Source organism: Pseudomonas sp. EA_35y_Pfl2_R5, assembly GCF_963970805.1.
Lineage (GTDB): Bacteria > Pseudomonadota > Gammaproteobacteria > Pseudomonadales > Pseudomonadaceae > Aquipseudomonas.
On record NZ_CAXAOW010000001.1, the window covers coordinates 610,544 to 632,873 of the forward strand.

Below are 22,330 nucleotides of genomic sequence, written 5' to 3' on the forward strand. Positions count from 1 at the left end.
ATTGCGGATGCAGCGCATGATTCGATGCGCCGTAACCCATCAGGAAGGCGCCACGTCATGATGGGTTACGCGGCGCGGGAGGACTTGTGCTGCTCGCAGGTTAGCTGTCCTGCGTCGCTAACCCATCCTACTTGCCGATACAGAAGCTGGAAAAGATCCGCCCTAACAGGTCATCGGAGCTGAACGCCCCGGTGATTTCGCCCAGGGCTTGTTGAGCCATGCGCAGGTCTTCTGCCAGTAACTCGCCGGCACCGGCCAGGGTCAGCTGAGCGTGGCCGTGCTCAAGGTGAGACGAGGCCTGGCGCAATGCTTCCAGATGCCGTCTGCGCGCACTGAAGCTGCTCTCAGAGGTCTGCTCATAACCCATACAAGCCTTGAGGTGTTCACGCAGTAGATCCAGGCCTTCAGTCGATTTGGCCGACAGGCTGATGGTGACATGACCGTCATTGCACACCTCCAGTACCACCGACTCGCCAGACAGGTCGGCCTTGTTGCGGATCAGGGTGACCTTGGCCGGATCGGGACGCTGGTCGAGAAATTCCGGCCACAGGGCAAAGGGATCGTCGGCTTCCGGCGCCGTTGCATCTACCACCAGCAGGATGCGGTCGGCTTCGCCAATGGCTTTCAGCGCACGCTCGACGCCGATGCGTTCGACCTGATCCTCGGTATCACGCAGGCCGGCGGTGTCGACCACGTGCAGCGGCATGCCATCGATGTGGATATGTTCGCGCAGCACGTCACGGGTGGTGCCGGCGATCTCGGTGACGATGGCCGCCTCGCGCCCGGCCAGAGCATTAAGCAGGCTGGATTTACCCGCGTTGGGACGGCCGGCGATCACCACGGTCATGCCATCGCGCAGCAGGGCGCCTTGGCCGGCCTCACGCAGCACGTCGGCGAGGTCTGTGCGTACGGTATCAAGCAGGCTGAGTACATGGCCATCGGCGAGGAAGTCGATTTCCTCTTCCGGGAAGTCGATGGCGGCTTCGACATAGATGCGTAGGCTTATCAGCCGCTCGGTCAGGCCGTGCACACGGCGCGAGAACTCGCCTTGCAGCGAGCGCAAGGCATTGCGCGCGGCTTGCTCGGAACTGGCTTCGATCAGATCGGCAATCGCCTCGGCTTGGGCGAGGTCGAGTTTGTCATTGAGAAAGGCGCGTTCGCTGAATTCACCGGGGCGCGCCAGGCGTGCGCCGAGTTGTACACAGCGGCGCAGCAGCAGATCGAGCACTACTGGCCCGCCGTGGCCCTGCAGTTCCAGCACGTCTTCGCCGGTAAAGGAGTTGGGGCCCGGGAAGTACAGGGCCAGGCCTTCATCCAGCACCTGCTGGGCGTCGGCGAAGAACGGCCCGTAGTGGGCGTAGCGCGGCTGCAGCTCGCGTTGGCAGATCGCCTGCGCCAAGGTGCCGGCCAGCGGCCCGGAAACTCGCACGATGCCAACGCCACCCCGGCCCTGGGCGGTGGCGACGGCGGCAATGGTTTCAGCAACGGGTGGCATGCGGTTCTCCTGAATACGACATAGCAAAACGCCCCTGAAAAGGGGCGTTTGTTACAGCTTAGAAGCAATCACTGCTTAGGCGTCTGCGGCCTTGGCTGCGGCTTCGATCTTGCGCGTAATGTACCACTGCTGGGCGATGGACAAGACGTTGTTGACTACCCAGTACAGCACCAGACCCGCTGGGAACCAGAGGAAGAAGAAGGTGAAGATTATTGGCATCATCTTCAGTACCTTGGCTTGCATCGGGTCCGGCGGCGTTGGGTTGAGCTGCTGCTGGATAAACATGGTGGCGCCCATGATGATCGGCAGGATAAAGAACGGGTCTTTGATCGCCAGGTCAGTTATCCACAATAGCCATGGCGCTTGGCGCATTTCCACGGATTCCAGCAGCACCCAGTAGAGCGCAAGGAATACCGGCATCTGCACGAGGATTGGCAGGCAACCGCCCAGCGGGTTGATCTTCTCTTTCTTGTACAGCTCCATCATCGCCTGGGACATCTTCTGGCGATCATCACCGTGCTGCTCTTTCAGCTGAGCGAGTTTTGGCGCAACGGCACGCATGCGCGCCATGGATTTGTAGCTGGCAGCGGACAGCGGGAAGAAGATCAGCTTGATGATCACGGTCAACATGATGATCGACCAGCCCCAGTTGCCGAGCAGGTTGTGGATAACTTCCAGCAGCCAGAAGATCGGCTGAGCCAGGAACCACAGAATGCCGTAGTCGACTGTCAGCTCAAGACCTGGAGACAGAGTCTTCAGATGGCCTTGTAGCTTCGGGCCGGCATACAGAATTGCACTGGTTTCACCCTGAGCGCCGGCAGCAACCTGAATGGCCGGGCCGGTAAAGCCGACAATGTAGTTGCCTTGGCTGTCTTTGCGGGTCTGTACTTGGTTAGTGCTGTCTTTGCTTGGAATCCAGGCAGTGACGAAGTAATGCTGTAGCCAGGCAACCCAGCCTCCTTGAACGGTTTCTTTGAAGGCTTGTTTGTCGATGTCTTTCATCGACACTTTTTTGTACGGCTCTTCGCTGGTCCACAGCGCACCACCGAGGTAGGTCGCAGTGCCGGTAGCAGTGGTGGAGGACGGATCGTCGCTGCCATCACGCTTGAGCTGGGCAAACATGTTGCCGCTCCAGGCCTGAGCACTCTGGTTGTCGATCAGGTAGCTGACTGTTACCTGATAGGAAGATGGATCAACGCAGCCGGGTTTCTTCTGCTGTTGATCCTTGGCCGCACATTCAGCGTTCAGACCACGCTTGAAGGTGAAGCGCTTGATGTAGTTGATGCCGTCTTCGCTGAGTTTGAGGTCAACTTGCAGCTGATCCTGGCCGTCGGCCAGTTCATAGTTCTTCTGCTCGCTGCTCCAAAGAGCACGACCGCTGGATTTGTCCGGTGCATTGCTGCCGATCAAACCGCTCTGCGCCAGGTATGTGCGCTCGCCACCGTTGTCGAACAGCTGGAAAGGGACATCCGGACGATCCTGACGACGCGGGTACTGCGGCAAACGCAGTTGCACCACATCACCACCGCGCGGGTCGATGGCCAGATCCAGTACATCGGTCTTCACGCGAATCAGTTCATCGCTGGCGATAGCCGGTGCAGCACTGATGGAGCTGGGTTCAACAGCCGGGGAGGCGCTCGGAATATCGTCGCTGCCAGCTGGAGTTGAAGTGGTGGCAGTAGTATCCGGCAGGCCGGGTACGGTGCTGCTGGTCGCGGCAATTTCTGTCGGCAGGGCAGCTTGACCGTAGTCCTGGTTCCACTGGAGAACCATCATATAGGACACGATTGCCAGGGCGACGATCAGGATCGAGCGTTGAATATCCATGATTATTCGGCCATCGAAGAGGAACGGGAGGTTTTCACGCAGGGAACCGGGTCGTATCCACCGGGATTCCACGGGTGACAGCGGCCAAGCCGACGCAGGGTCAGCCAGCCACCGCGCATGACGCCATGATGTTCAATGGCTTCAAGTGCGTAGCAAGAACAGCTTGGGTAGAAACGACAGTGGCTGGCCATCAAGGGGCTGATGGCGTAGCGGTAGAACTGGATGGGAAGCAAAGCCAGTTTACGCATGGGGACTGTCGTTCACCCCAGGTGTTGCGACGGCTTCCGGGCTTGGCTTACTGCGTTCGAGGCGTTTCCAGAGTTTGCCAAACTGGCGAGCCAGTTCGATGTTCTCCAGATCACCAAGGCCTTTACGCGCAACCACCACGATGTCCCATCCCACCAGGTTGTCCTGGTTGAGACGGAACGATTCGCGGATCTGGCGTTTCAGACGATTGCGCTCAACAGAGAGTTTGACGCTCTTCTTGCCGATCACCAATCCCAGTCGGGGGTGATCAAGTTCGTTGTTGCGCGCTAACAGCAGGACATTTTTGCCCGGAGCTTTGCCGCTAGGGGAGTCGAAGACTGCCTTGAATTGCCGGGGGGTTAGCAGACGCTTTTCCCGACTGAAGTCTCGACTCACCACAAGACCGAAATTTAGACGGCGAGACGCTTACGGCCCTTTGCGCGACGACGCGACAGGACAGCACGGCCGTTCTTGGTGGCCATACGAGCACGGAAACCGTGGGTGCGAGCGCGTTTGATAGTGCTGGGTTGGAAAGTACGTTTCATGATGCGGTACCTGGGTGGTCGACTACGGGCCGGAATGGCCCCCGTTTTAAGAGACCGGCAATTCTAGAGAAACCCGAGGGTCAGGTCAATTTCCAACCAGGCTTTTCCTGAATAAAGAAATATAAAGAAGAGAATATTTAAAGATGTTTAGTGATGTTAGTAGCTATTAGCTGGTCATCGATCTGTGCATAAGTGCTTGGAGGCCAAAAGGTTATGGCTGTTCAGCCAAGGGTAAGTCTGTCGAAAAGGCGTGCCGCAACTGTGTGGAAGCAGTCCAAAAGCTGAGGATGGAATACCGTTTTACCCACAATAGGGTTTTCCACTGGTTTTTACCCTGGGTTATCCCGTGAGCTTATGAGTGGTTATCCACAGCTTTTTCCCGACTCGAGTTATAAGCCACTAACGCTAATAACGCGTTGATTTTCCTTACGCATAAGCAAGCTTACATGTGGATAACTCAAGCCTCGGCGGCTACAATGACGGCTGTTTTTTGCCTCGCGCCTTGCGATTTAGGGGATGTCCGTGTCTGTGGAACTTTGGCAGCAGTGCGTCGAGCTTCTGCGCGATGAGCTGCCTGCTCAGCAATTCAACACCTGGATCCGTCCACTGCAGGTCGAAGCCGAAGGCGACGAGCTCCGCGTCTATGCGCCGAATCGTTTTGTCCTCGACTGGGTTAATGAGAAGTACCTCAGCCGTTTGCTCGAGTTACTCACTGAACGGACCAACGGTCTGGTTCCAGCGCTCTCCTTATTAATAGGTAGCAAACGCAGCTCGGCACCGCGTGCCGCAGCTGTCAGTACCCCGTCCGCTGCGCCGAGCACGCCAGCACCTGCGGCAGTCACCACAGCCGCAACCTCTACTACGCAGGCAGAGCCTTCGCGCGCCAGCTTCGATCCGATGGCTGGTGCGGCCAGCCAGCAGGCGCCTGCGCGTACCGAGCGTTCGGTGCAGGTTGAAGGTGGGTTGAAGCACACCAGTTACCTGAACCGCACCTTTACCTTTGATAACTTCGTCGAAGGTAAATCCAACCAGCTGGCCCGCGCAGCGGCCTGGCAGGTGGCGGACAATCCCAAGCACGGTTACAACCCGCTGTTTCTTTATGGTGGCGTGGGCCTGGGTAAGACCCATCTGATGCATGCGGTGGGTAATCACCTGTTGGCGAAGAACCCGAATGCCAAGGTGGTTTATCTGCATTCCGAGCGTTTTGTTGCGGACATGGTCAAGGCGTTACAGCTAAATGCGATCAACGAATTCAAACGCTTCTATCGCTCGGTGGATGCGTTGCTGATTGACGACATTCAATTCTTCGCCAAGAAAGAGCGTTCCCAGGAAGAGTTCTTCCACACCTTCAACGCTTTGCTCGAAGGTGGCCAGCAGGTGATTCTCACCAGCGACCGCTACCCGAAAGAAATTGAAGGCCTGGAAGAACGCCTGAAGTCGCGTTTCGGTTGGGGTCTGACGGTAGCCGTCGAGCCGCCTGAGCTGGAAACCCGTGTGGCGATTTTGATGAAGAAGGCCGATCAGGCTAAAGTCGATCTGCCCCACGATGCCGCCTTCTTTATTGCCCAGCGCATCCGCTCCAACGTGCGTGAGCTGGAAGGCGCGTTGAAGCGCGTAATCGCCCACTCGCACTTCATGGGCCGGGACATTACCATCGAGCTGATCCGCGAATCGCTTAAGGACCTGTTAGCCCTGCAGGACAAGCTGGTCAGCATCGACAATATCCAGCGCACTGTGGCCGAGTACTACAAGATCAAGATTTCTGATCTGCTGTCCAAGCGCCGCTCGCGTTCGGTCGCGCGGCCCCGTCAGGTGGCCATGGCCTTGTCGAAAGAACTGACCAACCACAGCCTGCCGGAAATCGGTGATGCCTTCGGCGGCCGCGATCACACAACGGTATTGCATGCATGCCGTAAGATTGCTGAACTTAAGGAATCCGACGCGGACATCCGCGAGGACTATAAGAATTTGCTGCGTACGCTGACAACCTAATACGCAACTCCACTAGGCAAGGGACTAGACCATGCATTTCACCATTCAACGCGAAGCCTTGTTGAAACCTCTGCAACTGGTCGCCGGCGTCGTGGAACGCCGCCAGACCTTGCCGGTGCTCTCTAACGTGCTGCTGGTGGTCGAAGGCCAGCAGCTGTCGCTGACCGGTACCGACCTGGAAGTCGAGCTGGTTGGTCGCGTAACTTTGGAGGAGCCTGCGCAACCCGGTGAGATCACTGTACCGGCGCGTAAGCTGATGGACATCTGCAAGAGCCTGCCGAGCGACGCACTGATCGATATTCGTATCGACGAGCAGAAGCTGCTGGTCAAAGCCGGCCGCAGCCGCTTCAGTCTGTCCACCCTCCCCGCCAATGACTTCCCCACTGTTGAAGAAGGTCCAGGTTCGCTGAACTTTAGCCTGGTGCAAAGCAGGCTGCGTCGCCTGATCGAACGCACCAGCTTTGCCATGGCCCAGCAGGACGTGCGTTATTACCTCAACGGCATGCTGCTGGAAGTACAGACCGGCATCCTCCGCGCGGTTGCCACCGACGGTCACCGTCTGGCCATGTGTTCGATGGAAGCGGCGATTGAGCAGGTTGAGCGCCACCAGGTCATTGTGCCGCGCAAAGGCATTCTCGAACTGGCCCGTCTGCTCACCGAGCAGGATGGCAGCGTCAGCATCGTTCTCGGTCAGCACCATATCCGCGCTACCACGGGCGAGTTCACCTTCACCTCGAAACTGGTCGACGGCAAGTTCCCCGACTACGAGCGTGTGCTGCCGCGTGGTGGTGATAAGTTAGTGGTTGCCGATCGCCAGGGCCTGCGCGAAGCGTTCAGCCGTACCGCGATTCTGTCCAACGAGAAGTACCGCGGTATTCGCCTGCAACTGGAATCCGGTCTGCTGAAAATTCAGGCGAACAACCCAGAGCAGGAAGAAGCCGAAGAAGAGATCGCTGTGGACTACAACGGCAGTGCGCTGGAAATCGGTTTCAACGTCAGCTACCTGCTCGACGTATTGAGCGTGATGACAACCGACCAGGTGCGTCTGATTCTTTCTGACGCCAACAGCAGTGCCCTGGTGCAAGAAGCTGACAACGACGATTCGTCTTATGTTGTTATGCCGATGCGTCTGTAATCCAGACCGTTGAATAACTACTGCGCTCGTAACGTTCTTCAACGGTCTGTTAGTTAATGTCCCTTACTCGCTTTACCGTCACCGCGGTGCGTAATCTGCACCCGGTGACCCTCTCACCCTCCCCGCGTATCAATATCCTTTCCGGTGACAATGGCAGCGGCAAAACCAGCCTGCTCGAAGCCATTCATCTGCTGGGTCTGGCTCGCTCCTTTCGCAGCACTCGCCTGCTTCCGGTGATTCAATACGATCAGCTCGCCTGCACCATTTTCGGTCAGGTGCAGATGTCTGATGGTCGGCAAAGCAACCTGGGTATTTCGCGAGATCGTCAGGGCGAGTTTCAGATACGTATCGACGGGCAGAACGCGCGCAGTGCTGCGCAACTGGCAGAGACTTTACCGCTGCAGCTGATCAATCCGGACAGTTTCCGCCTGCTCGAAGGCGCGCCGAAGATTCGTAGGCAGTTCCTCGATTGGGGAGTGTTCCACGTGGAACCTCGTTTTCTGCCGGCCTGGCAGCGCCTGCAGAAGGCCCTGCGTCAGCGGAACTCATGGCTGCGGCATGGTACACTTGACGCCGCTTCGCAGGCGGCCTGGGACCGAGAGTTGTGCCTGGCCAGCGACGAAATTGACGGTTATCGGCGCGCCTATATTCAGGCCCTGAAACCGGTTTTCGAACGCACCCTGAATGAGCTGGTTGAGCTGCAAGGTTTGACCCTCAGTTACTACCGCGGTTGGGATAAAGAGCGTGAGCTCAATACAGTGCTCGCCTCCACCCTCTCCCGCGATCAGCAATTGGGCCATACTCAGGCAGGTCCGCAACGTGCCGATTTAAGGCTACGGTTGGGGGCGCACAATGCCGCCGAGATACTCTCGCGCGGCCAGCAGAAATTAGTTGTATGTGCACTGCGCATTGCGCAGGGCCATTTAGTCAATCAGGCCAAGCACGGCCAATGCATCTATCTGGTGGATGACCTGCCGTCAGAACTGGATGAACAGCATCGTCGTGCGTTGTGCCGATTGTTGGAAGACTTGCACTGCCAGGTGTTTATCACCTGTGTAGACCATGAATTGTTGAGGGAAGGCTGGCGCACGGATACGCCAGTTGCCATGTTCCACGTGGAACATGGTGGCATTACCCAGACCCACGACCACCGGGAGTGAAGGCATGAGCGAAAACCAAACGTACGACTCCAATAACATTAAGGTCCTCAAGGGCCTGGATGCCGTACGCAAGCGGCCTGGCATGTACATCGGCGATACCGACGATGGCAGCGGTCTGCACCACATGGTGTTCGAGGTGGTCGACAACTCGATTGACGAGGCGTTGGCTGGGCATTGCAGCGAAATCACCATCACCATCCACCCGGATGAGTCGATCAGCGTGCGCGATAACGGTCGTGGTATCCCGGTCGATATGCACAAGGAAGAAGGCGTTTCTGCTGCTGAAGTGATCATGACCGTGCTACACGCAGGCGGTAAGTTCGACGACAACAGCTACAAAGTTTCTGGTGGTCTGCACGGTGTGGGTGTGTCCGTGGTTAACGCCCTGTCCAAGGAACTGATTCTGACCATCCGCCGCAGCGGCAAGATCTGGGAGCAGACCTACGTGCATGGCGTGCCTCAGGCGCCGATTGCAGCGGTTGGCGACAGCGATGTCACCGGCACGCAGATCCACTTCAAACCGTCCGAAGACACCTTCGCCAATATCCATTTCAGCTGGGATATTCTGGCCAAGCGTCTGCGCGAACTGTCGTTCCTCAACTCCGGCGTGGGCATCCTGCTTAAGGACGAACGCAGCGGTAAGGAAGAGCTGTTCAAGTACGAAGGTGGTCTGCGTGCCTTCGTTGAATACCTCAACCACAACAAAACCGCGGTCAATCAGGTGTTCCACTTCACCATGCAGCGTGAAGACGGCATCGGCGTAGAAGTGGCCCTGCAGTGGAACGACAGCTTTAACGAGAACCTGTTGTGCTTCACCAATAACATTCCACAGCGCGATGGCGGCACCCACCTCGCCGGCTTCCGCTCGGCCCTGACGCGTAACCTGAATGCTTACATTGAGCAGGAAGGTCTGGCCAAGAAGCACAAGATTGCCACCACCGGCGATGACGCCCGTGAAGGCCTGACTGCGATTATTTCGGTAAAAGTACCGGATCCCAAGTTCAGCTCGCAGACCAAAGACAAGCTGGTTTCCAGCGAAGTGAAGACTGCGGTCGAGCAGGAAATGGGTAAGTACTTCTCCGACTTCCTGTTGGAAAACCCCAACGAAGCCAAGCTTGTGGTTGGCAAAATGATCGATGCCGCGCGCGCCCGTGAAGCGGCGCGCAAAGCCCGTGAAATGACTCGCCGTAAAGGCGCGCTGGATATCGCCGGGCTGCCGGGCAAGCTGGCCGATTGCCAGGAGAAAGACCCTGCTCTTTCCGAACTCTACATCGTGGAAGGGGACTCCGCGGGCGGTTCTGCCAAGCAGGGCCGTAACCGCAAAACTCAGGCGATCCTGCCGCTCAAGGGCAAGATTCTCAACGTTGAGAAAGCGCGCTTCGACAAGATGATTTCCTCCCAGGAAGTCGGCACCCTGATCACCGCCTTAGGCTGTGGTATCGGCCGCGATGAGTACAACATCGACAAGCTGCGTTATCACAACATCATCATCATGACCGACGCCGACGTCGACGGTTCGCACATCCGTACCCTGCTGCTGACCTTCTTCTTCCGTCAGCTACCGGAGCTTGTTGAGCGCGGCTACATCTATATCGCTCAGCCGCCGCTGTACAAGGTTAAGAAGGGCAAGCAGGAGCAGTACATCAAGGATGACGAGGCCATGGATGAATACATGACCCAGTCGGCCCTGGAAGATGCCAGCCTGCACGTCAATGAAAGCGCGCCAGGCCTGTCTGGCGAGTCGCTGGAACGCCTGGTCAACGATTATCGCCTGGTGATGAAGACCCTCAATCGTTTGTCGCGTCTTTACCCGCTAGAGCTGACTGAGCACTTCGTCTATATCCCGCGTGTGGAAGCCGAGCAATTGGCGGACAAGGTAGCCATGGAGCAGTGGTTGGGCCTGCTCGATGCGCGCCTCAAGGGGATGGAAAAGTCCGGTCTGATCTATAAAACCAGCTTGCATGAAGATCAGGAGCGTCACGTCTGGCTGCCGCAGGTTGAACTGGTATCCCATGGGGTTTCCAGCTACATCATCTTCAACCGCGACTTCTTCGCCAGTAATGACTATAAAACTGTTACCAGCTTGGGCGACCAACTCAACAGCCTGCTTGAGGAAGGCGCCTACGTGCAGCGTGGTGAGCGTAAGAAGGCGGTCACCACCTTCAAGGATGCACTGGCCTGGTTGATGGCCGAAAGCACCAAGCGTCACAGTATTCAGCGCTATAAAGGTCTCGGTGAAATGAACCCGGATCAACTCTGGGAAACCACCATGGACCCAGAAGTGCGCCGTATGCTCAAGGTGCGTATTGAAGATGCTATCGCCGCCGATCAGATCTTCAACACCTTGATGGGTGATGCTGTAGAGCCGCGCCGTGACTTTATCGAGACCAACGCATTGGCAGTGTCTAACCTGGACTTCTGATCAGGTGTCGATGGCAGATAAGTTGTCGTGTTACAGGCAACTGATGTCGCGAAATAAGCGGTAATACCCCGGCCTCGTGCCGGGGTTTTTCATTCTGGAGTAACGCATTCAGCAAGTCGTTATAGCGAATGGCTTACAGACTTCGGTGGTGATTGGCGCTGTTTACATTGACCGGCGCGCACTAATCTAAACACATCCACCAAGCAACGGATCTGCTCGGTATCAAGGATGATTGACCACCGCTAGGATGCATTGACAGGATGTTGAATGGTCAGGAAAAAGCCCGCTTCGGCGGGTTTTTTGTTGCCTCTAGAAAAGTTATGGACGGATTAACCTTGAGCTTTCGTTGCGTGAATATGGAAGTGCTCACGGTTAGACGCAAAAAAATGCCCCGATTTACAGGGCATTTTTTGTTTGTGTTTTAGGCCAGCGGTACCCACCAATAGCGCACGAAGTGGAAGAAAACCGGGGCGGCAAAGCATACGGAGTCGAGGCGGTCGAGCATGCCACCGTGGCCTTCGATCATATAGCCCCAGTCTTTCACGCCGCGATCACGCTTGATTGCCGACATCACCAGACCGCCTGCAAAGCCCAGCAAATTGACAGTCAGGGCCATCAAAGCCGCCTGCCAGAAGCTGAATGGGGTGATCCAGCACAACAGCGCGCCAACCAGGCAGGCTAGGCTGACGCCACCGACAAAGCCTTCTACGGTTTTCGATGGTGACAGCAGTGGGGCGATCTTGTGTTTGCCGAACAGCTTGCCGCAGACGTACTGCAACACGTCGGAGATTTGCACCACGATGATCAACCAGGCGATCAACAACAGGTTGCGTCCTTCATAGCCTGGGATATCCAGGGTCAGCAGCGCCGGTACCGAAGAAATGCAGTACACCGCAATCATCAGACCCCATTGCACTTTGGACGCGCGCTCAAGGAAGCGTGTGGTGTCGCCGCCAAGTGAGGCGAGAATTGGTAGCAGCAGGAACAAGTAAACCGGAATAAAAATGGCGAACAGGCCGTACCAGTCGAAGGCGATGAGCAAGTACTGCATTGGTAGAGCGAAGTAGAAGGCCGCGACCAATGCCGGGTAGTCACTGCGCCGGGTGGGCGTGAGTGTCATAAACTCGCGCAGGGCGTAGAAGGAGACGAAATAGAACAGCAGGATCACGCCCAGATTGCCGAACAGGAAAGCAATCCCGATCACTACGACCATCACCCACCAGGCGTTAATCCGAGCGTTGAGGTTGTCGATGACCGGGTTTTCTGTGCCCCCGGCGCGGCGCTTGAGCAACCAGCCGATGGCCGAAGCGAGCATCAGTAATGCGCCAATCCCGGCGAACAGCTGCAGCGTGTTGTTATCCATTTCAAACCTCCTCGGGCGCCAGGGCCAACAGGGCGTTACGCGCACGTTCGAGGAACGCAGCTTTACTTTCGTTCTCCACTTGCTCCAGCGGCTCGCCAAAGCTCAGGGTACATAACAAGGGCAAAGGCAGCGCCCTGCCCTTGGGCATGACCCGGTTGAGATTGGCAATCCATACGGGGATTAGTTCGACCTGTGGTCGGGCGCTCGCCAAATGGAACAGGCCGCTTTTGAATGGCAGTAGACCGTCTTCTAGGTTACGCGTGCCCTCGGGGAACAGGATCAGTGAGTCACCGTTATCCAAGGCATCAAGCATCGGTTGCAGTGGGTTGGCTTCAGGTGAGCTGCGTTCGCGGTCGATCAGCACGCCATTGAACACGCTGTTGATCAGGTAGCGCCGCAGACCATCACGTTGCCAGTAATCGGCGCCAGCCACGGGGCGTGTGGTGCGCCGCAGGTTGTCTGGAAGTGAAGCCCAGAGCAGGACGAAGTCGCCATGGCTGCTGTGGTTGGCGTAATACAGCCGTTGTGCCGGTTCGGCGCTGCAACCTAGCCAAAGCGCGCGAGCGCCGGTCAGCAGGCGTGCAGCTGAGGTGATGGCAAAGGCAGTCAGGGAAGCGAGCATGGACGGTTCCTTATCCTGTGATTGAAAGCCAAGGCAGGCTGAGGATGATTAACCCGGCCAGTAGCAGTTGGGACAAGAGCCAGACTGCTTGCCGGCGCAACAAGCGCAGGGCCGCGTGGCTGCGTTCATCCCATGAGCGGGAGACCGGATTGGCTGGTTGTAGTTTGAGTTTGATCAGCGTTTCATCGAGATCGCCGGTGTGCATCGGCAGTTGCTCGGCGTTGTCGGCCAGGCGCTGGAACAGCTCGGCGTCCAATGCCACCCGCAGTGCCCAATACTTCTGGATCACTCCCAGCAGTATCAGCAGGGAACAGAGGATGGCTGTGCCCGGTTGCGCTGTGGCACCGAGCAGCGGCGCCAGGCCAACCCCTAAGGCGATGGCACTGAGCCCGCAGGAAAAGCCATCCAGCGCCTTGCCCCGGCGCAGCAAGCTGGCCACGGTGAACAGCTGCATTTCAGTGGCCATTAACGATGGCCTCCATGGTTGCTGTCTGTACATGGGGAATTAACAGCATGTCGGCCAGTGCGTGTTGTTGAGCCGCACCCAATACCACTTGCGGGCGCGCCTGGCGCAACTGTGCCAGAGCATCCGCGACATCCTTGCAACGGCCAGTGTGCAGTAGCCAAGCGGCGATCGCTGTAGCGCTGCGCGAGTAGCCCAGCGCGCAATAGACCAATAGCGGGCCATGCTGGCGTAGCTCTTCGATGGCTTGCGCGGCGGCTAGACAGGTTTCGGCGCTGGGTGCGGTTAGATCGAGTACGGGCAGTGCGCGGTAGGCGCTGGGCACCTTTTTTGCCGGTAGCTCCGCGCACAGATCGAGTTGCGCGGCGAACTGCTCAGCCTGCCCCGGCGCTGGAATGCGGCCGAGCCAGATACCTTCAACCACTTTATCCGCCTGCGGATGGGCGCGGGTCCATAGCCGTGAATTGAGCCAGGCGGCGGCGAGGTAGGGCGTGAGCAACCAGGTTGCGGCGCTGCTCAGCCGCCCATCGGCCGCCTTCTGAAAGCCAGCCGCGCCGAACAGCAGGTAGTTGAGCGCCACCAGCAGTAAGGAGAACGCCGGCCAGAGCAGCCATAGCCAGGCACCACCGAGATTCACCGCCAGGGCGCTGAGCAGCGCTGCACCCAGGCTATAGTGCAATGCCTGACGCATGCGTTGCGGCTCGCGCGTCAGTTGCCAGGCCAGCAGCGGACTGCGACCTTGTAGCGGCCACAGCCAGACGCACAGCCAGCCGGCCAGAACCCCGGTGGGCACATCAATAAAATGGTGCTGCCAGGTGGTCAGCACCGACAAGCCAATCAAGGCCATCCAGGTGTGCATCAGGCCGCGGAGCAGCACGCCATTGGTATGCCGGGTGAACATCACCCAGATCACCACCAGCAGGGCGATATGCAGGGAAGGTGCCTGGTTGAATGGCTTGTCGAAACCCATCAACACGTCGAACATGCCGCCGAACAGACCATCCAGTTCGGGCCGTTCGAAGGTAAAGCGCAGCGGCCAGAGCAGAAAGCAGGCAATGCACAGCACTTGCACACTAAGCAGGCGCAGGCCGTGGCGATCCATTTCCCGGCGGGTGGCCGGCAGCAGAAAGGACAATCCATAAAGCAGGTCAATTGACCAGTAAGGCACGATAGTCCATGGCCATAGTGGCATCTGACTTTCCCAGGCAAATACTAGGGTGCCCACATCGTCACGTTGACCGCTTAGCCAGTTGGCGAAGCTGTAGCTGGCGAAGAACAGCGGCGCCAAGAGCAAGAGCCAAAGCACGCCGCGCTTCCATAACCCGGCTTCGCGGCTACGGCTAACTTCCGCCATCAGGACACCCGCTGCGCCAGGGAGACACTGAAGATGCCCCACTCGTCGATACGCTGGGTGATCTTGCGAAAACCTGCGGCCTCGACCAGTTGATCCATCTCTGCCTGACTACGCCGACGCATAACCCAGGCTTCGCCACCGCGGTGGCTGGTCAGGGCGCGGGCGATCAGCTCCAGCTGTGGGTGCCAGGGCTGCCCGGTGTACACCAGATAACCGCCCTCCTCGACGGCTGCCGCCAGCCCGGCGAGCGAGTCGCCAACCATCTGGTTGCTGCCGAACAGCTCATACAAACCGGAGACCACCGCCAGAGTCGGTTTGGGCTCAAGCGCGGCGAGATCGGCACGGTCGAAGGCATCGCCTTTGACGAAGCGGGCGATATCCGTGAGGCCCTTCTGTTCGATCAGTGCGCCGCCGTCGCGCACGTTGATATCGCTGTAATCACGCAACAGGATCGAGTCCGGCTTCTGCTCCATGCCTTCCAGGGCTTCGAGGATGTAGCGGCCATGGCCGGCGGCGATATCGACGATGCGCACGCCACGGCCCTGCTCGCGCAGCTTGCCCATCGCCAGGCGTAGCAGCTCTTCGGCGTGCAACTTGCGCTGGCGAATGCCGCGCCAGCCAATGGAGTTGAGGTAGTTCTGATCGATCAGCCGGCCGATAGGCGATTTACCGCTGGGCTGGTTGCGGTAGACGTAATCCAGGGTGCTGCCGGAATCGAAGCCGGTGTCGAAACCCAGCTTGACCCCGTCGGCCAGACTGCTGCCGAGCCGCAGACTGGCACGGGTGGCGCGCCAGTAAAGGTCGTCCAGGGAGTTATGCGGCAGCGGTGCGGCCAGGCTTTCTGATTCGGCGCAGGTCAGGCCGAGGCGATCCGCGTCGAGCAGGGACGGCCGTTGTACCGGCTCTTCAAAGCAGCGCAGCAGAAAGCGCTGGGCGCGGCTCAGGGCGTGGCTGCGGTCGCGTTCACCGAGGGTGTCGTGGAAGAAGCCGGGGAGGATGTGCATTTCCTTGCGCAGGCTGCCTAGGCGTTCGAAGAATTGCTGCTGGGGTTTGCGGTGCACCACGAAGTCGGCGCCGGAAATCAGCAGCTGAGTGGGAATCTGGATCGCCTGGGCGTCGGCCACCACGCGTTCGGCGGCGTCATACAGGCCCAGCAGCATAGTTACCGAGATCGGCCGGGCGATCAGCGGATCGTTATTGAAGGAGGCAATCCGCTCCGGGTCATGGCTAAGGTACTTGGCCTTCACATAGCTGTTGACGAAGAAGTTGCCGCGCAGCGCGCGCATCAACTTGAGGCCTGGCCTGGCAAAGGGTACGTAGAGCTTGACCTTGAACGCCGGCGAGGCGAGCACCAGGGCGCGGATCTTCGGCGCATAATCATGCGCCCAGGTGGCGACCAGCACCGCGCCGACGCTTTGCGCCAGTACGGCAATATCCTCCACCGGCATGCCGTGGCTGTAGACGATGTGATCGATAAAGGTCTGCACATCGCGCACGCTGGTGGCGAAGCTCGGGCTGTCGCCGCGCTCACCTGGCGACAGGCCATGGCCGCGCGCGTCCCAGGCGAAAAATTCGAAATCCGCCATCTCCAGTTCATCGACCAGATGGGCCATGCGCCCGCCGTGTTCGTGACCGCGGTGGAACATCACCACTGCGCGCTTCGGTGCGCAAGCTTCAGGGTTGCTGGCTGGCCAGTGGCGGTAGAACAGCTCTACGCCGTCATGGGTGGTAAAGCTGAATTCTTGGGCTTCGCGCATCGAGACATCCTTATTTCGAGTCAGTTAGCTGTGCCGCTTCGGCCAGGCCCTGGCGTACGCGGTTATAGAGGGTGTAGAGCAACAGGGCGAGAATCACCGCGAGCAGGCCGTTGAGCCAAGCGGCAGGCAGCAACCCGCAGGCCACGCCAGCGCCCAGCACGCCAAAGCAGAAGGCACGGTCACTTTTGCCCATAGGTCCGTCGTAACGCCGCGAGGCACCGACCATAGGCCCGAGCACGCCGGCGTACTCACTGATCAGGGCCAGCAGCACCACCAGCACGACCAGCAGCGGCGAGACCCCGGGGAGCAAGGCGAAGGGCAGAAACAGCGCGCTGTCGGCGATCAGGTCGCTGATCTCATTGAGGTAGGCGCCGAGCCGCGATTGTTGGCCGAACTCGCGGGCGAGCATGCCGTCGACGGCGTTCAACGCCATGCGCAGAATCATCCACAGCGGGATCAGGGCGAACAGCCAGGTATGCTCGGGTAAGGCCAGCAGCAGGGTGCCGAGCAGCACGGAAACCACGGCGGCGAACAGGGTGACCTGATTGGCCGTCACGCCTTTGTCGTAGAGGCGCTTGACACCCGGGCGCAGGAGGTTCTGAAAAGCCGGCTTGAGCTGGTAAATGGAGAGCATGGCGAAGAATTCCTTTTCGCTGCTTGGGCACGTCGATCCAGCTTAGCCGCTTTGCCTGGCGCGCAGGCTGCTAAGACTGTGCGCAAACGCCCGGATTTGCTGGTTGGCAGCCACCGGGGCGTTATGGGGGAAACTTATCCCCCATCGCCTGATATTTCGCTCCAGGCGTTAATTCTAGTTAAATCAACTGCTTATATTGAGTAATGGCACTTTGACGCTATTCGGTGCACAGCTTATCCACAATTGCTCAGGCCGGCGCTTGGGTTTCCAGCGGCTGGCTTTGTGCATCCAGCGAGCCGATATCGCGTTGTGCCTGACTGACCCAGGCAAAGGCGCGGTCATTGAGTTCAGCGATGGCGCGTGGGCCTGTGCCTTCGGCGTACATCAGTGGGCCTATCACCACCTGAACGGTGCCGGGCGTCTTGCGCCAGCCCTGCTTGGGCCAGAACTCACCGGCGTTGTGCGCGATTGGCAGCACTGGCAGGTTGGCATTCACCGCGAGGGATGCACCGCCACGGCTGAACTTGCCGATCTGGCCCGGTGGAATGCGTGTGCCTTCCGGGAAAACCAGCACCCAGGCGCCCTGCCCCAGACGTTTGTGGCCGAGTTTGGCCAGCTGCTTGAGGGCCGCCTTGGGGTTGCTGCGGTCAATCGCAATGGGCTTGAGCATCGCCATCGCCCAGCCGAAGAACGGCACATACAGCAGCTCGCGCTTGACCACCTGGCTCAGCGGCTCGAAGTAGCCGCAGAGGAAGAAGGTTTCCCAGGTGCTCTGGTGTTTGGCGAGAATCACGCAGGGCTTATCGGGAATATTCTCCAGGCCCTTGATCTCGTAGTTGATGCCGACCACCACCTTGGCCAGCCAGGTGGCGCAGCGGCACCAGTTCTGCACGACAAAGCGGTAGCGTGCACGAAACGGCAGAAAGGGCGCGACGAAGACGCTGAGGGTGCACCAGAAGAAGGAGGTGGAAGCCAGCAGCAGGTAGAAGAGGAAGGTTCTGAGGGTCTGCACTGTCGACATGGGAGCTTTTACCGTCGCAGGCAGCGCCTGCTTTATAAGTGGAGAAGCTGATCGGCAACCGCCGCCAGATCATCGAATACCAGGGTGTCCGCTGGCAATCCTTTCGCCAGGGTACGTTCGCCCTTGCCGGTCTTTACCAAAACAGGCTGACAATCGACGGCGCCGGCCGCTGTCAGGTCACCGCTGCTGTCTCCGACAAACCACACGCCCTTAAGTGCTACACCATAGTACGCAGCAATCTGCTCGAGCATGCCGGGTTTCGGTTTGCGGCAGGCGCAGCCCTCATCCGGGCCGTGGATGCAGTGCACGATCAGGCCCAGCTCACCGCCCTGCGCTGCCACCAGTTCGCGCAGGCGCGTGTGCATGGCCTCCAGCGTGGCCAGGTCGTAATAGCCGCGGGCGACTCCGGACTGATTGGTGGCCACGGCGACCGTCCAGCCGGCTTGCGACAGGCGCGCGATGGCCTCTATGGCACCGGGTAGCGGAATCCATTCGGCGAGGCTTTTGATATAGGCATCGGAGTCGTAATTGATCACGCCGTCGCGGTCGAGAATCAGCAGTTTCATGCGGTAATCCGTAACCGGCGCGCGGTGATGGCCGCACGCCGGTAAAGGTGATGATGGGCTGCGTGCAGCCCATCGGACGCGCGGCAGGCGTTAGCCGAGTACCGAGATATCAGCGACGCCGAGGAACAGGCCACGCAGCTTGGCCAGCAGCGCATAACGATTGGCCCGTACGGCAGCGTCTTCGGCGTTGACCAGTACGGCCACGAAGAAGGCGTCCACCGGCTCGCGCAGATTGGCCAGCTGGCTCAGCGCCAGGTTGTACTGACGGGCTTCAGCCAGCGGCCGTACTGCATGCTCGGCCTGTTGGATGGCCGCGTTGAGGGCGAACTCGCTGGGGTTGTCGAAGTGATGCGCTTCGACGCTCGCCGCGACCTGGCCTTCGGCCTTGCTCAGCAGGTTGGACACGCGCTTGTTCGCTGCAGCCAGGGCGGCAGCCTGCGGCAATGCACGGAAGGCCTGCACCGCCTGCACGCGCTGATCGAAGTCCAGCGGCGAGGTCGGGCTGACCGCACGCACGGCTTGGTACACGGCCACGTCGACGCCTTCGTCTTCGTAACGCGCGCGCAGGCGGTCGAAGATAAAGTCCTGCACCTGGGGGGCCAGGCCGTCGGGCTTGATCTTGTCGGCGAACTGCTTGATCGCAAAACCAACGGCTTCAACCAGATCCAGATCCAGCTGCTTTTCGATCAGGATGCGCAGCACGCCGAGGGCCGCACGACGCAGGGCGTAAGGGTCCTTGCTGCCGGTGGGCAGCATGCCAATGCCGAAGATGCCGACCAGGGTATCCAGCTTGTCGGCCAGGGCCACGGCAGCGCCGGTGAGGGTGCTCGGTAGCTCGGCACCCGCGCCGCGCGGCATATATTGCTCGTTCAGCGCCAGGGCGACGTCTTCGGCTTCGCCGTCGTGCTTGGCGTAGTAGTAACCGGCGATGCCCTGCATTTCCGGGAATTCGCCGACCATCTCACTGGCCAGGTCGCACTTGCAGAGGATGCCGGCGCGTGCGGCGCGGGTGGCGTCGCCGCCGATGCGCTGGGCGATAAAACCAGCCAGGGCCGAGACGCGCTGGGCCTTGTCATAGACCGAACCGAGCTGGGCCTGGAACACCACATTGGCCAGGCGCTGGTTGAAACTTTCCAGCTTCTGCTTCTTGTCCTGCTTGAAGAAGAACTCGGCGTCGGTCAGGCGCGGGCGCACTACTTTCTCGTTGCCGGAAATAATCTGCGCCGGGTCTTTGCTTTCGACGTTGGCCACGGTGATAAAGCGCGGCAGCAGCTTGCCGTTGCCATCGAGCAGGCAGAAGTACTTCTGGTTGTCCTGCATGGTGGTAATCAGTGCTTCCTGTGGCACTTCGAGGAAGCGTTCCTCGAACGAGCAGACCAGCGGCACCGGCCACTCGACCAGGGCGCTGACTTCATCCAGCAGCGCCGGTGGCACGATGGCGCTGCCCTGCTCTGCTGCAGCCAGTTCATTGACCCGGGCGATGATCTGCGCGCGGCGCTCGGCGAAGTCGGCGATCACATAGGCGCTGCGCAGGTCTTCGGCGTAGTTGGCCGGCGCGCTGATGCGCACTTCGTGGTTGGCGTGGAAGCGGTGACCACGGGAAACCCGGCCGGCTTGCTGGGCGAGGATTTCGCAGTCGATCACCTCGTCACCAAACAGCATTACCAGCCACTGGCTTGGGCGGACAAATTCAGTCTTGCGTGCGCCCCAGCGCATACGCTTGGGAATCGGCAGCTCGTTCAGCGAGGTTTCGACGATAGCCGGCAGCAAACCGGCTGCGGCCTGGCCGGGAATGCTCTGGCTGAATTTCAGCTTGGGGCCGCTACGGTCAATATCGACCAGCTCAACGCCGCACTTCTTAGCGAAGCCCAGCGCTGCCTGAGTCGGGTTGCCGTCTTTGTCGAAGGCTGCCTGTACGGGCGGGCCATCGAGGTTCTGAGTGCGATCGGCCTGCTGCTCTTCAAGCTGCTCGATCAGCACGGCCAGACGCCGTGGCGCAGCGTAATAGCGCACTTGGCCATAGTTCAGGCCGGCGCTTTTCAGGCCTTTCTCGACACCGGCGAGGAAGGCTTCACCCAGGGTTTTCAGGGCTTTCGGCGGCAGCTCTTCGGTGCCCAGTTCTACCAGGAAATCACGCGCACTCATTCTGCTGCCTCCAGCTTAGCTAGTACTTCATCACGCAGGTCGGGAGCGGCGAGCGGGAAGCCGAGCTTGCGCCGCGCTTGCAGGTAGCTCTGCGCCACCGAGCGGGCCAGGGCCCGCACGCGCAGGATGTACTGCTGACGCGCGGTCACCGAAATAGCGCGACGGGCGTCGAGCAGGTTGAAGGTGTGCGAGGCCTTGAGCACCATCTCGTAGGTTGGCAGCGGCAACTCCAGCTCGATCAGGCGGTTGGCTTCGCTTTCATAGAAGTCGAACAGCTCGAAGAGTTTGTCGACGTTGGCGTGTTCGAAGTTGTAGGTGGATTGCTCCACCTCGTTCTGGTGGAACACATCGCCATAGGTGACTTTGCCGAACTGGCCGTCGGTCCACACCAGGTCGTACACCGAGTCGACACCCTGGATATACATGGCCAGGCGTTCCAGGCCGTAGGTGATCTCGCCGGTCACCGGGTAGCACTCGATGCCGCCGACTTGCTGGAAGTAGGTGAACTGGGTGACTTCCATGCCGTTCAGCCAGATTTCCCAGCCCAGACCCCAGGCGCCGAGGGTCGGCGATTCCCAGTTGTCTTCGACAAAGCGGATGTCGTGCACCAGCGGGTCGATGCCGATGGCTTTCAGCGAGCCGAGGTACAGCTCCTGAAAGTTTTCCGGGTTAGGCTTCAACACCACCTGAAATTGGTAGTAGTGCTGCAGGCGGTTGGGGTTCTCGCCGTAGCGCCCATCCGCAGGACGGCGCGAAGGCTGTACATAAGCAGCGTTCCAGGTCTCGGGGCCGATGGCGCGTAGGAATGTCGCGGTGTGGAAGGTGCCTGCACCCACTTCCATATCGTAGGGTTGCAGCACCACGCAGCCCTGCTCGGCCCAGTACTGTTGCAGGGCGAGGATCAAGTCTTGGAAGGTGCGCACGGCAGGCGTAGTCTGGCTCACAAATTTCACCCGTACTTTGGCGGCTTGAGAAAGTCCGCGAGTATACCGAAGCTCAGGAAAACCCGCATGCCACGCTGTTTCTGGTGCACCGACGATCCGCTTTATCAGGCTTACCACGATGAAGAATGGGGCGTGCCGCAACGCGACCCCAAAGTATTGTTCGAGTTGCTGCTGCTGGAGGGCTTTCAGGCGGGATTGTCGTGGATCACCGTGCTGAAGAAGCGTGAACGCTACCGCGAGGTGCTGTTTGGTTTCGATGTGCAGCGCCTGGCCGCACTGAGCGACGAGTACATCGAAGAAACCCTGATGCAGGACCCCGGCATCATCCGTAACCGCCTCAAACTCAAGGCTGTGCGCAAGAACGCTCAGGCCTGGCTGAAACTGGAAGATCCGTCTGCGCTGCTGTGGTCGTTTGTCTGCGGCCAACCGAAGATCAATCATTTCACTGAGCGCGGCCAGGTGCCGGCCGTCACCGCCGAGGCTGAAGCCATGAGCAAGGCGCTGAAAAAGGCTGGCTTTACCTTTGTTGGCCCGACCATCTGCTACGCCTATATGCAGGCCGCCGGCATGGTCATGGACCACACCACCGACTGTGACCGCTACGCGCAACTGACCACTCGCTAGCTCTGGTGGTTACAA

General features: G+C 59.3%; 20 protein-coding genes. 5 read left to right on the top strand and 15 right to left on the bottom strand.

Annotation, left to right across the window (positions count from 1 at the left end):
* Positions 1 to 127 precede the first annotated feature (127 nt).
* The 5 genes from mnmE to rpmH all read right to left on the bottom strand — a co-directional run bounded on the left by mnmE (position 128) and on the right by rpmH (position 4,113).
* Positions 128 to 1,495: a tRNA uridine-5-carboxymethylaminomethyl(34) synthesis GTPase MnmE gene (gene mnmE, locus AACX99_RS02760; protein ID WP_339409313.1), complete on the bottom strand. Its 1,368-nt coding sequence runs from the start codon at positions 1,493 to 1,495 to the stop codon at positions 128 to 130.
* Between the two features lie 75 nt (positions 1,496 to 1,570).
* Positions 1,571 to 3,322 (bottom strand): membrane protein insertase YidC, encoded by a 1,752-nt coding sequence (gene yidC / locus AACX99_RS02765; RefSeq protein WP_339409314.1) that lies wholly within the window; start codon positions 3,320 to 3,322, stop codon positions 1,571 to 1,573.
* Positions 3,323 to 3,324: 2 nt separating this feature from the next.
* The gene (gene yidD, locus AACX99_RS02770) at positions 3,325 to 3,570 is read right to left on the bottom strand and encodes a membrane protein insertion efficiency factor YidD (protein WP_090254202.1); all 246 of its coding nucleotides are present in this window, start codon (positions 3,568 to 3,570) and stop codon (positions 3,325 to 3,327) included.
* Complete coding sequence (gene rnpA, locus AACX99_RS02775; RefSeq protein ID WP_372239922.1) at positions 3,563 to 3,967, bottom strand: ribonuclease P protein component; 405 nt, start codon at positions 3,965 to 3,967, stop codon at positions 3,563 to 3,565. The genes yidD and rnpA overlap by 8 nt, the downstream gene beginning before the upstream one ends.
* Positions 3,968 to 3,978: 11 nt before the next feature.
* Positions 3,979 to 4,113, bottom strand: coding sequence for a 50S ribosomal protein L34 (gene rpmH, locus AACX99_RS02780; protein ID WP_002551315.1), 135 nt, complete (start codon positions 4,111 to 4,113; stop codon positions 3,979 to 3,981).
* Between the two features lie 522 nt (positions 4,114 to 4,635).
* On the opposite strand from rpmH, the gene dnaA reads away from it, so the two are divergent.
* Genes dnaA through gyrB form a run of 4 tightly spaced genes read left to right on the top strand, consistent with a single transcriptional unit; the run spans position 4,636 to position 10,822 of the window.
* Complete coding sequence (gene dnaA, locus AACX99_RS02785; protein ID WP_339409316.1) at positions 4,636 to 6,105, top strand: chromosomal replication initiator protein DnaA; 1,470 nt, start codon at positions 4,636 to 4,638, stop codon at positions 6,103 to 6,105.
* A 31-nt stretch (positions 6,106 to 6,136) separates the two neighbouring features.
* Complete coding sequence (gene dnaN, locus AACX99_RS02790) at positions 6,137 to 7,240, top strand: DNA polymerase III subunit beta (protein WP_339409318.1); 1,104 nt, start codon at positions 6,137 to 6,139, stop codon at positions 7,238 to 7,240.
* Between the two features lie 56 nt (positions 7,241 to 7,296).
* Positions 7,297 to 8,400, top strand: a complete 1,104-nt coding sequence (gene recF, locus AACX99_RS02795) for a DNA replication/repair protein RecF (protein WP_269382643.1) — start codon at positions 7,297 to 7,299, stop codon at positions 8,398 to 8,400.
* Between the two features lie 4 nt (positions 8,401 to 8,404).
* Positions 8,405 to 10,822, top strand: coding sequence for a DNA topoisomerase (ATP-hydrolyzing) subunit B (gyrB, locus tag AACX99_RS02800; RefSeq protein ID WP_339409319.1), 2,418 nt, complete (start codon positions 8,405 to 8,407; stop codon positions 10,820 to 10,822).
* 421 nt (positions 10,823 to 11,243) lie between these two features.
* Here gyrB and AACX99_RS02805 read toward each other — a convergent pair whose 3' ends face one another.
* From AACX99_RS02805 to glyQ, 10 genes are all read right to left on the bottom strand, one after another.
* Positions 11,244 to 12,185, bottom strand: a complete 942-nt coding sequence (locus AACX99_RS02805; RefSeq protein ID WP_339409320.1) for a phosphatidate cytidylyltransferase — start codon at positions 12,183 to 12,185, stop codon at positions 11,244 to 11,246.
* Position 12,186: 1 nt separating this feature from the next.
* Positions 12,187 to 12,807, bottom strand: a complete 621-nt coding sequence (locus AACX99_RS02810; RefSeq protein ID WP_339409322.1) for a lysophospholipid acyltransferase family protein — start codon at positions 12,805 to 12,807, stop codon at positions 12,187 to 12,189.
* Between the two features lie 10 nt (positions 12,808 to 12,817).
* Entirely contained in the window at positions 12,818 to 13,273 is a 456-nt protein-coding gene (locus tag AACX99_RS02815) for a hypothetical protein (RefSeq protein WP_339409323.1), read from the bottom strand.
* Complete coding sequence (locus AACX99_RS02820) at positions 13,263 to 14,624, bottom strand: phosphatase PAP2/dual specificity phosphatase family protein (protein ID WP_339409324.1); 1,362 nt, start codon at positions 14,622 to 14,624, stop codon at positions 13,263 to 13,265. Before AACX99_RS02820 ends, AACX99_RS02815 begins: the two co-directional genes overlap by 11 nt.
* Positions 14,624 to 16,381: a bifunctional alpha/beta hydrolase/class I SAM-dependent methyltransferase gene (locus AACX99_RS02825; protein WP_339409325.1), complete on the bottom strand. Its 1,758-nt coding sequence runs from the start codon at positions 16,379 to 16,381 to the stop codon at positions 14,624 to 14,626. The genes AACX99_RS02820 and AACX99_RS02825 overlap by 1 nt, the downstream gene beginning before the upstream one ends.
* Before the next feature lie 10 nt (positions 16,382 to 16,391).
* The gene (locus AACX99_RS02830) at positions 16,392 to 17,015 is read right to left on the bottom strand and encodes a CDP-alcohol phosphatidyltransferase family protein (RefSeq protein WP_339409326.1); all 624 of its coding nucleotides are present in this window, start codon (positions 17,013 to 17,015) and stop codon (positions 16,392 to 16,394) included.
* A gap of 247 nt (positions 17,016 to 17,262) precedes the next feature.
* Positions 17,263 to 18,036, bottom strand: a complete 774-nt coding sequence (locus AACX99_RS02835) for a lysophospholipid acyltransferase family protein (protein WP_339409328.1) — start codon at positions 18,034 to 18,036, stop codon at positions 17,263 to 17,265.
* Positions 18,037 to 18,068: 32 nt separating this feature from the next.
* The gene (gene gmhB, locus AACX99_RS02840; RefSeq protein ID WP_339409330.1) at positions 18,069 to 18,602 is read right to left on the bottom strand and encodes a D-glycero-beta-D-manno-heptose 1,7-bisphosphate 7-phosphatase; all 534 of its coding nucleotides are present in this window, start codon (positions 18,600 to 18,602) and stop codon (positions 18,069 to 18,071) included.
* Between the two features lie 90 nt (positions 18,603 to 18,692).
* On the bottom strand, positions 18,693 to 20,747 hold the full coding sequence (glyS, locus tag AACX99_RS02845) for a glycine--tRNA ligase subunit beta (protein WP_339409332.1): 2,055 nt from the start codon (positions 20,745 to 20,747) through the stop codon (positions 18,693 to 18,695).
* Positions 20,744 to 21,691, bottom strand: a complete 948-nt coding sequence (glyQ, locus tag AACX99_RS02850; protein WP_339409334.1) for a glycine--tRNA ligase subunit alpha — start codon at positions 21,689 to 21,691, stop codon at positions 20,744 to 20,746. Before glyQ ends, glyS begins: the two co-directional genes overlap by 4 nt.
* A 66-nt stretch (positions 21,692 to 21,757) precedes the next feature.
* On the opposite strand from glyQ, the gene AACX99_RS02855 reads away from it, so the two are divergent.
* Entirely contained in the window at positions 21,758 to 22,315 is a 558-nt protein-coding gene (locus AACX99_RS02855; protein ID WP_339409336.1) for a DNA-3-methyladenine glycosylase I, read from the top strand.
* The last annotated feature ends 15 nt before the right edge of the window (positions 22,316 to 22,330 follow it).

Bases quoted from the DNA above. Each gene is read 5' to 3' on its own strand.
- mnmE (WP_339409313.1), bottom strand. From the start codon at position 1,495: ATGCCACCCGTTGCTGAAACCATTGCCGCCGTCGCCACCGCCCAGGGC.
- AACX99_RS02855 (WP_339409336.1), top strand. From the start codon at position 21,758: ATGCCACGCTGTTTCTGGTGCACCGACGATCCGCTTTATCAGGCTTAC.
- AACX99_RS02830 (WP_339409326.1), bottom strand. From the start codon at position 17,015: ATGCTCTCCATTTACCAGCTCAAGCCGGCTTTTCAGAACCTCCTGCGC.
- AACX99_RS02815 (WP_339409323.1), bottom strand. From the start codon at position 13,273: ATGGCCACTGAAATGCAGCTGTTCACCGTGGCCAGCTTGCTGCGCCGG.
- glyS (WP_339409332.1), bottom strand. From the start codon at position 20,747: ATGAGTGCGCGTGATTTCCTGGTAGAACTGGGCACCGAAGAGCTGCCG.
- AACX99_RS02810 (WP_339409322.1), bottom strand. From the start codon at position 12,807: ATGCTCGCTTCCCTGACTGCCTTTGCCATCACCTCAGCTGCACGCCTG.
- AACX99_RS02820 (WP_339409324.1), bottom strand. From the start codon at position 14,624: ATGGCGGAAGTTAGCCGTAGCCGCGAAGCCGGGTTATGGAAGCGCGGC.
- yidC (WP_339409314.1), bottom strand. From the start codon at position 3,322: ATGGATATTCAACGCTCGATCCTGATCGTCGCCCTGGCAATCGTGTCC.
- AACX99_RS02825 (WP_339409325.1), bottom strand. From the start codon at position 16,381: ATGCGCGAAGCCCAAGAATTCAGCTTTACCACCCATGACGGCGTAGAG.
- yidD (WP_090254202.1), bottom strand. From the start codon at position 3,570: ATGCGTAAACTGGCTTTGCTTCCCATCCAGTTCTACCGCTACGCCATC.
- recF (WP_269382643.1), top strand. From the start codon at position 7,297: ATGTCCCTTACTCGCTTTACCGTCACCGCGGTGCGTAATCTGCACCCG.
- dnaN (WP_339409318.1), top strand. From the start codon at position 6,137: ATGCATTTCACCATTCAACGCGAAGCCTTGTTGAAACCTCTGCAACTG.
- gyrB (WP_339409319.1), top strand. From the start codon at position 8,405: ATGAGCGAAAACCAAACGTACGACTCCAATAACATTAAGGTCCTCAAG.
- gmhB (WP_339409330.1), bottom strand. From the start codon at position 18,602: ATGAAACTGCTGATTCTCGACCGCGACGGCGTGATCAATTACGACTCC.
- AACX99_RS02835 (WP_339409328.1), bottom strand. From the start codon at position 18,036: ATGTCGACAGTGCAGACCCTCAGAACCTTCCTCTTCTACCTGCTGCTG.
- AACX99_RS02805 (WP_339409320.1), bottom strand. From the start codon at position 12,185: ATGGATAACAACACGCTGCAGCTGTTCGCCGGGATTGGCGCATTACTG.
- rpmH (WP_002551315.1), bottom strand. From the start codon at position 4,113: ATGAAACGTACTTTCCAACCCAGCACTATCAAACGCGCTCGCACCCAC.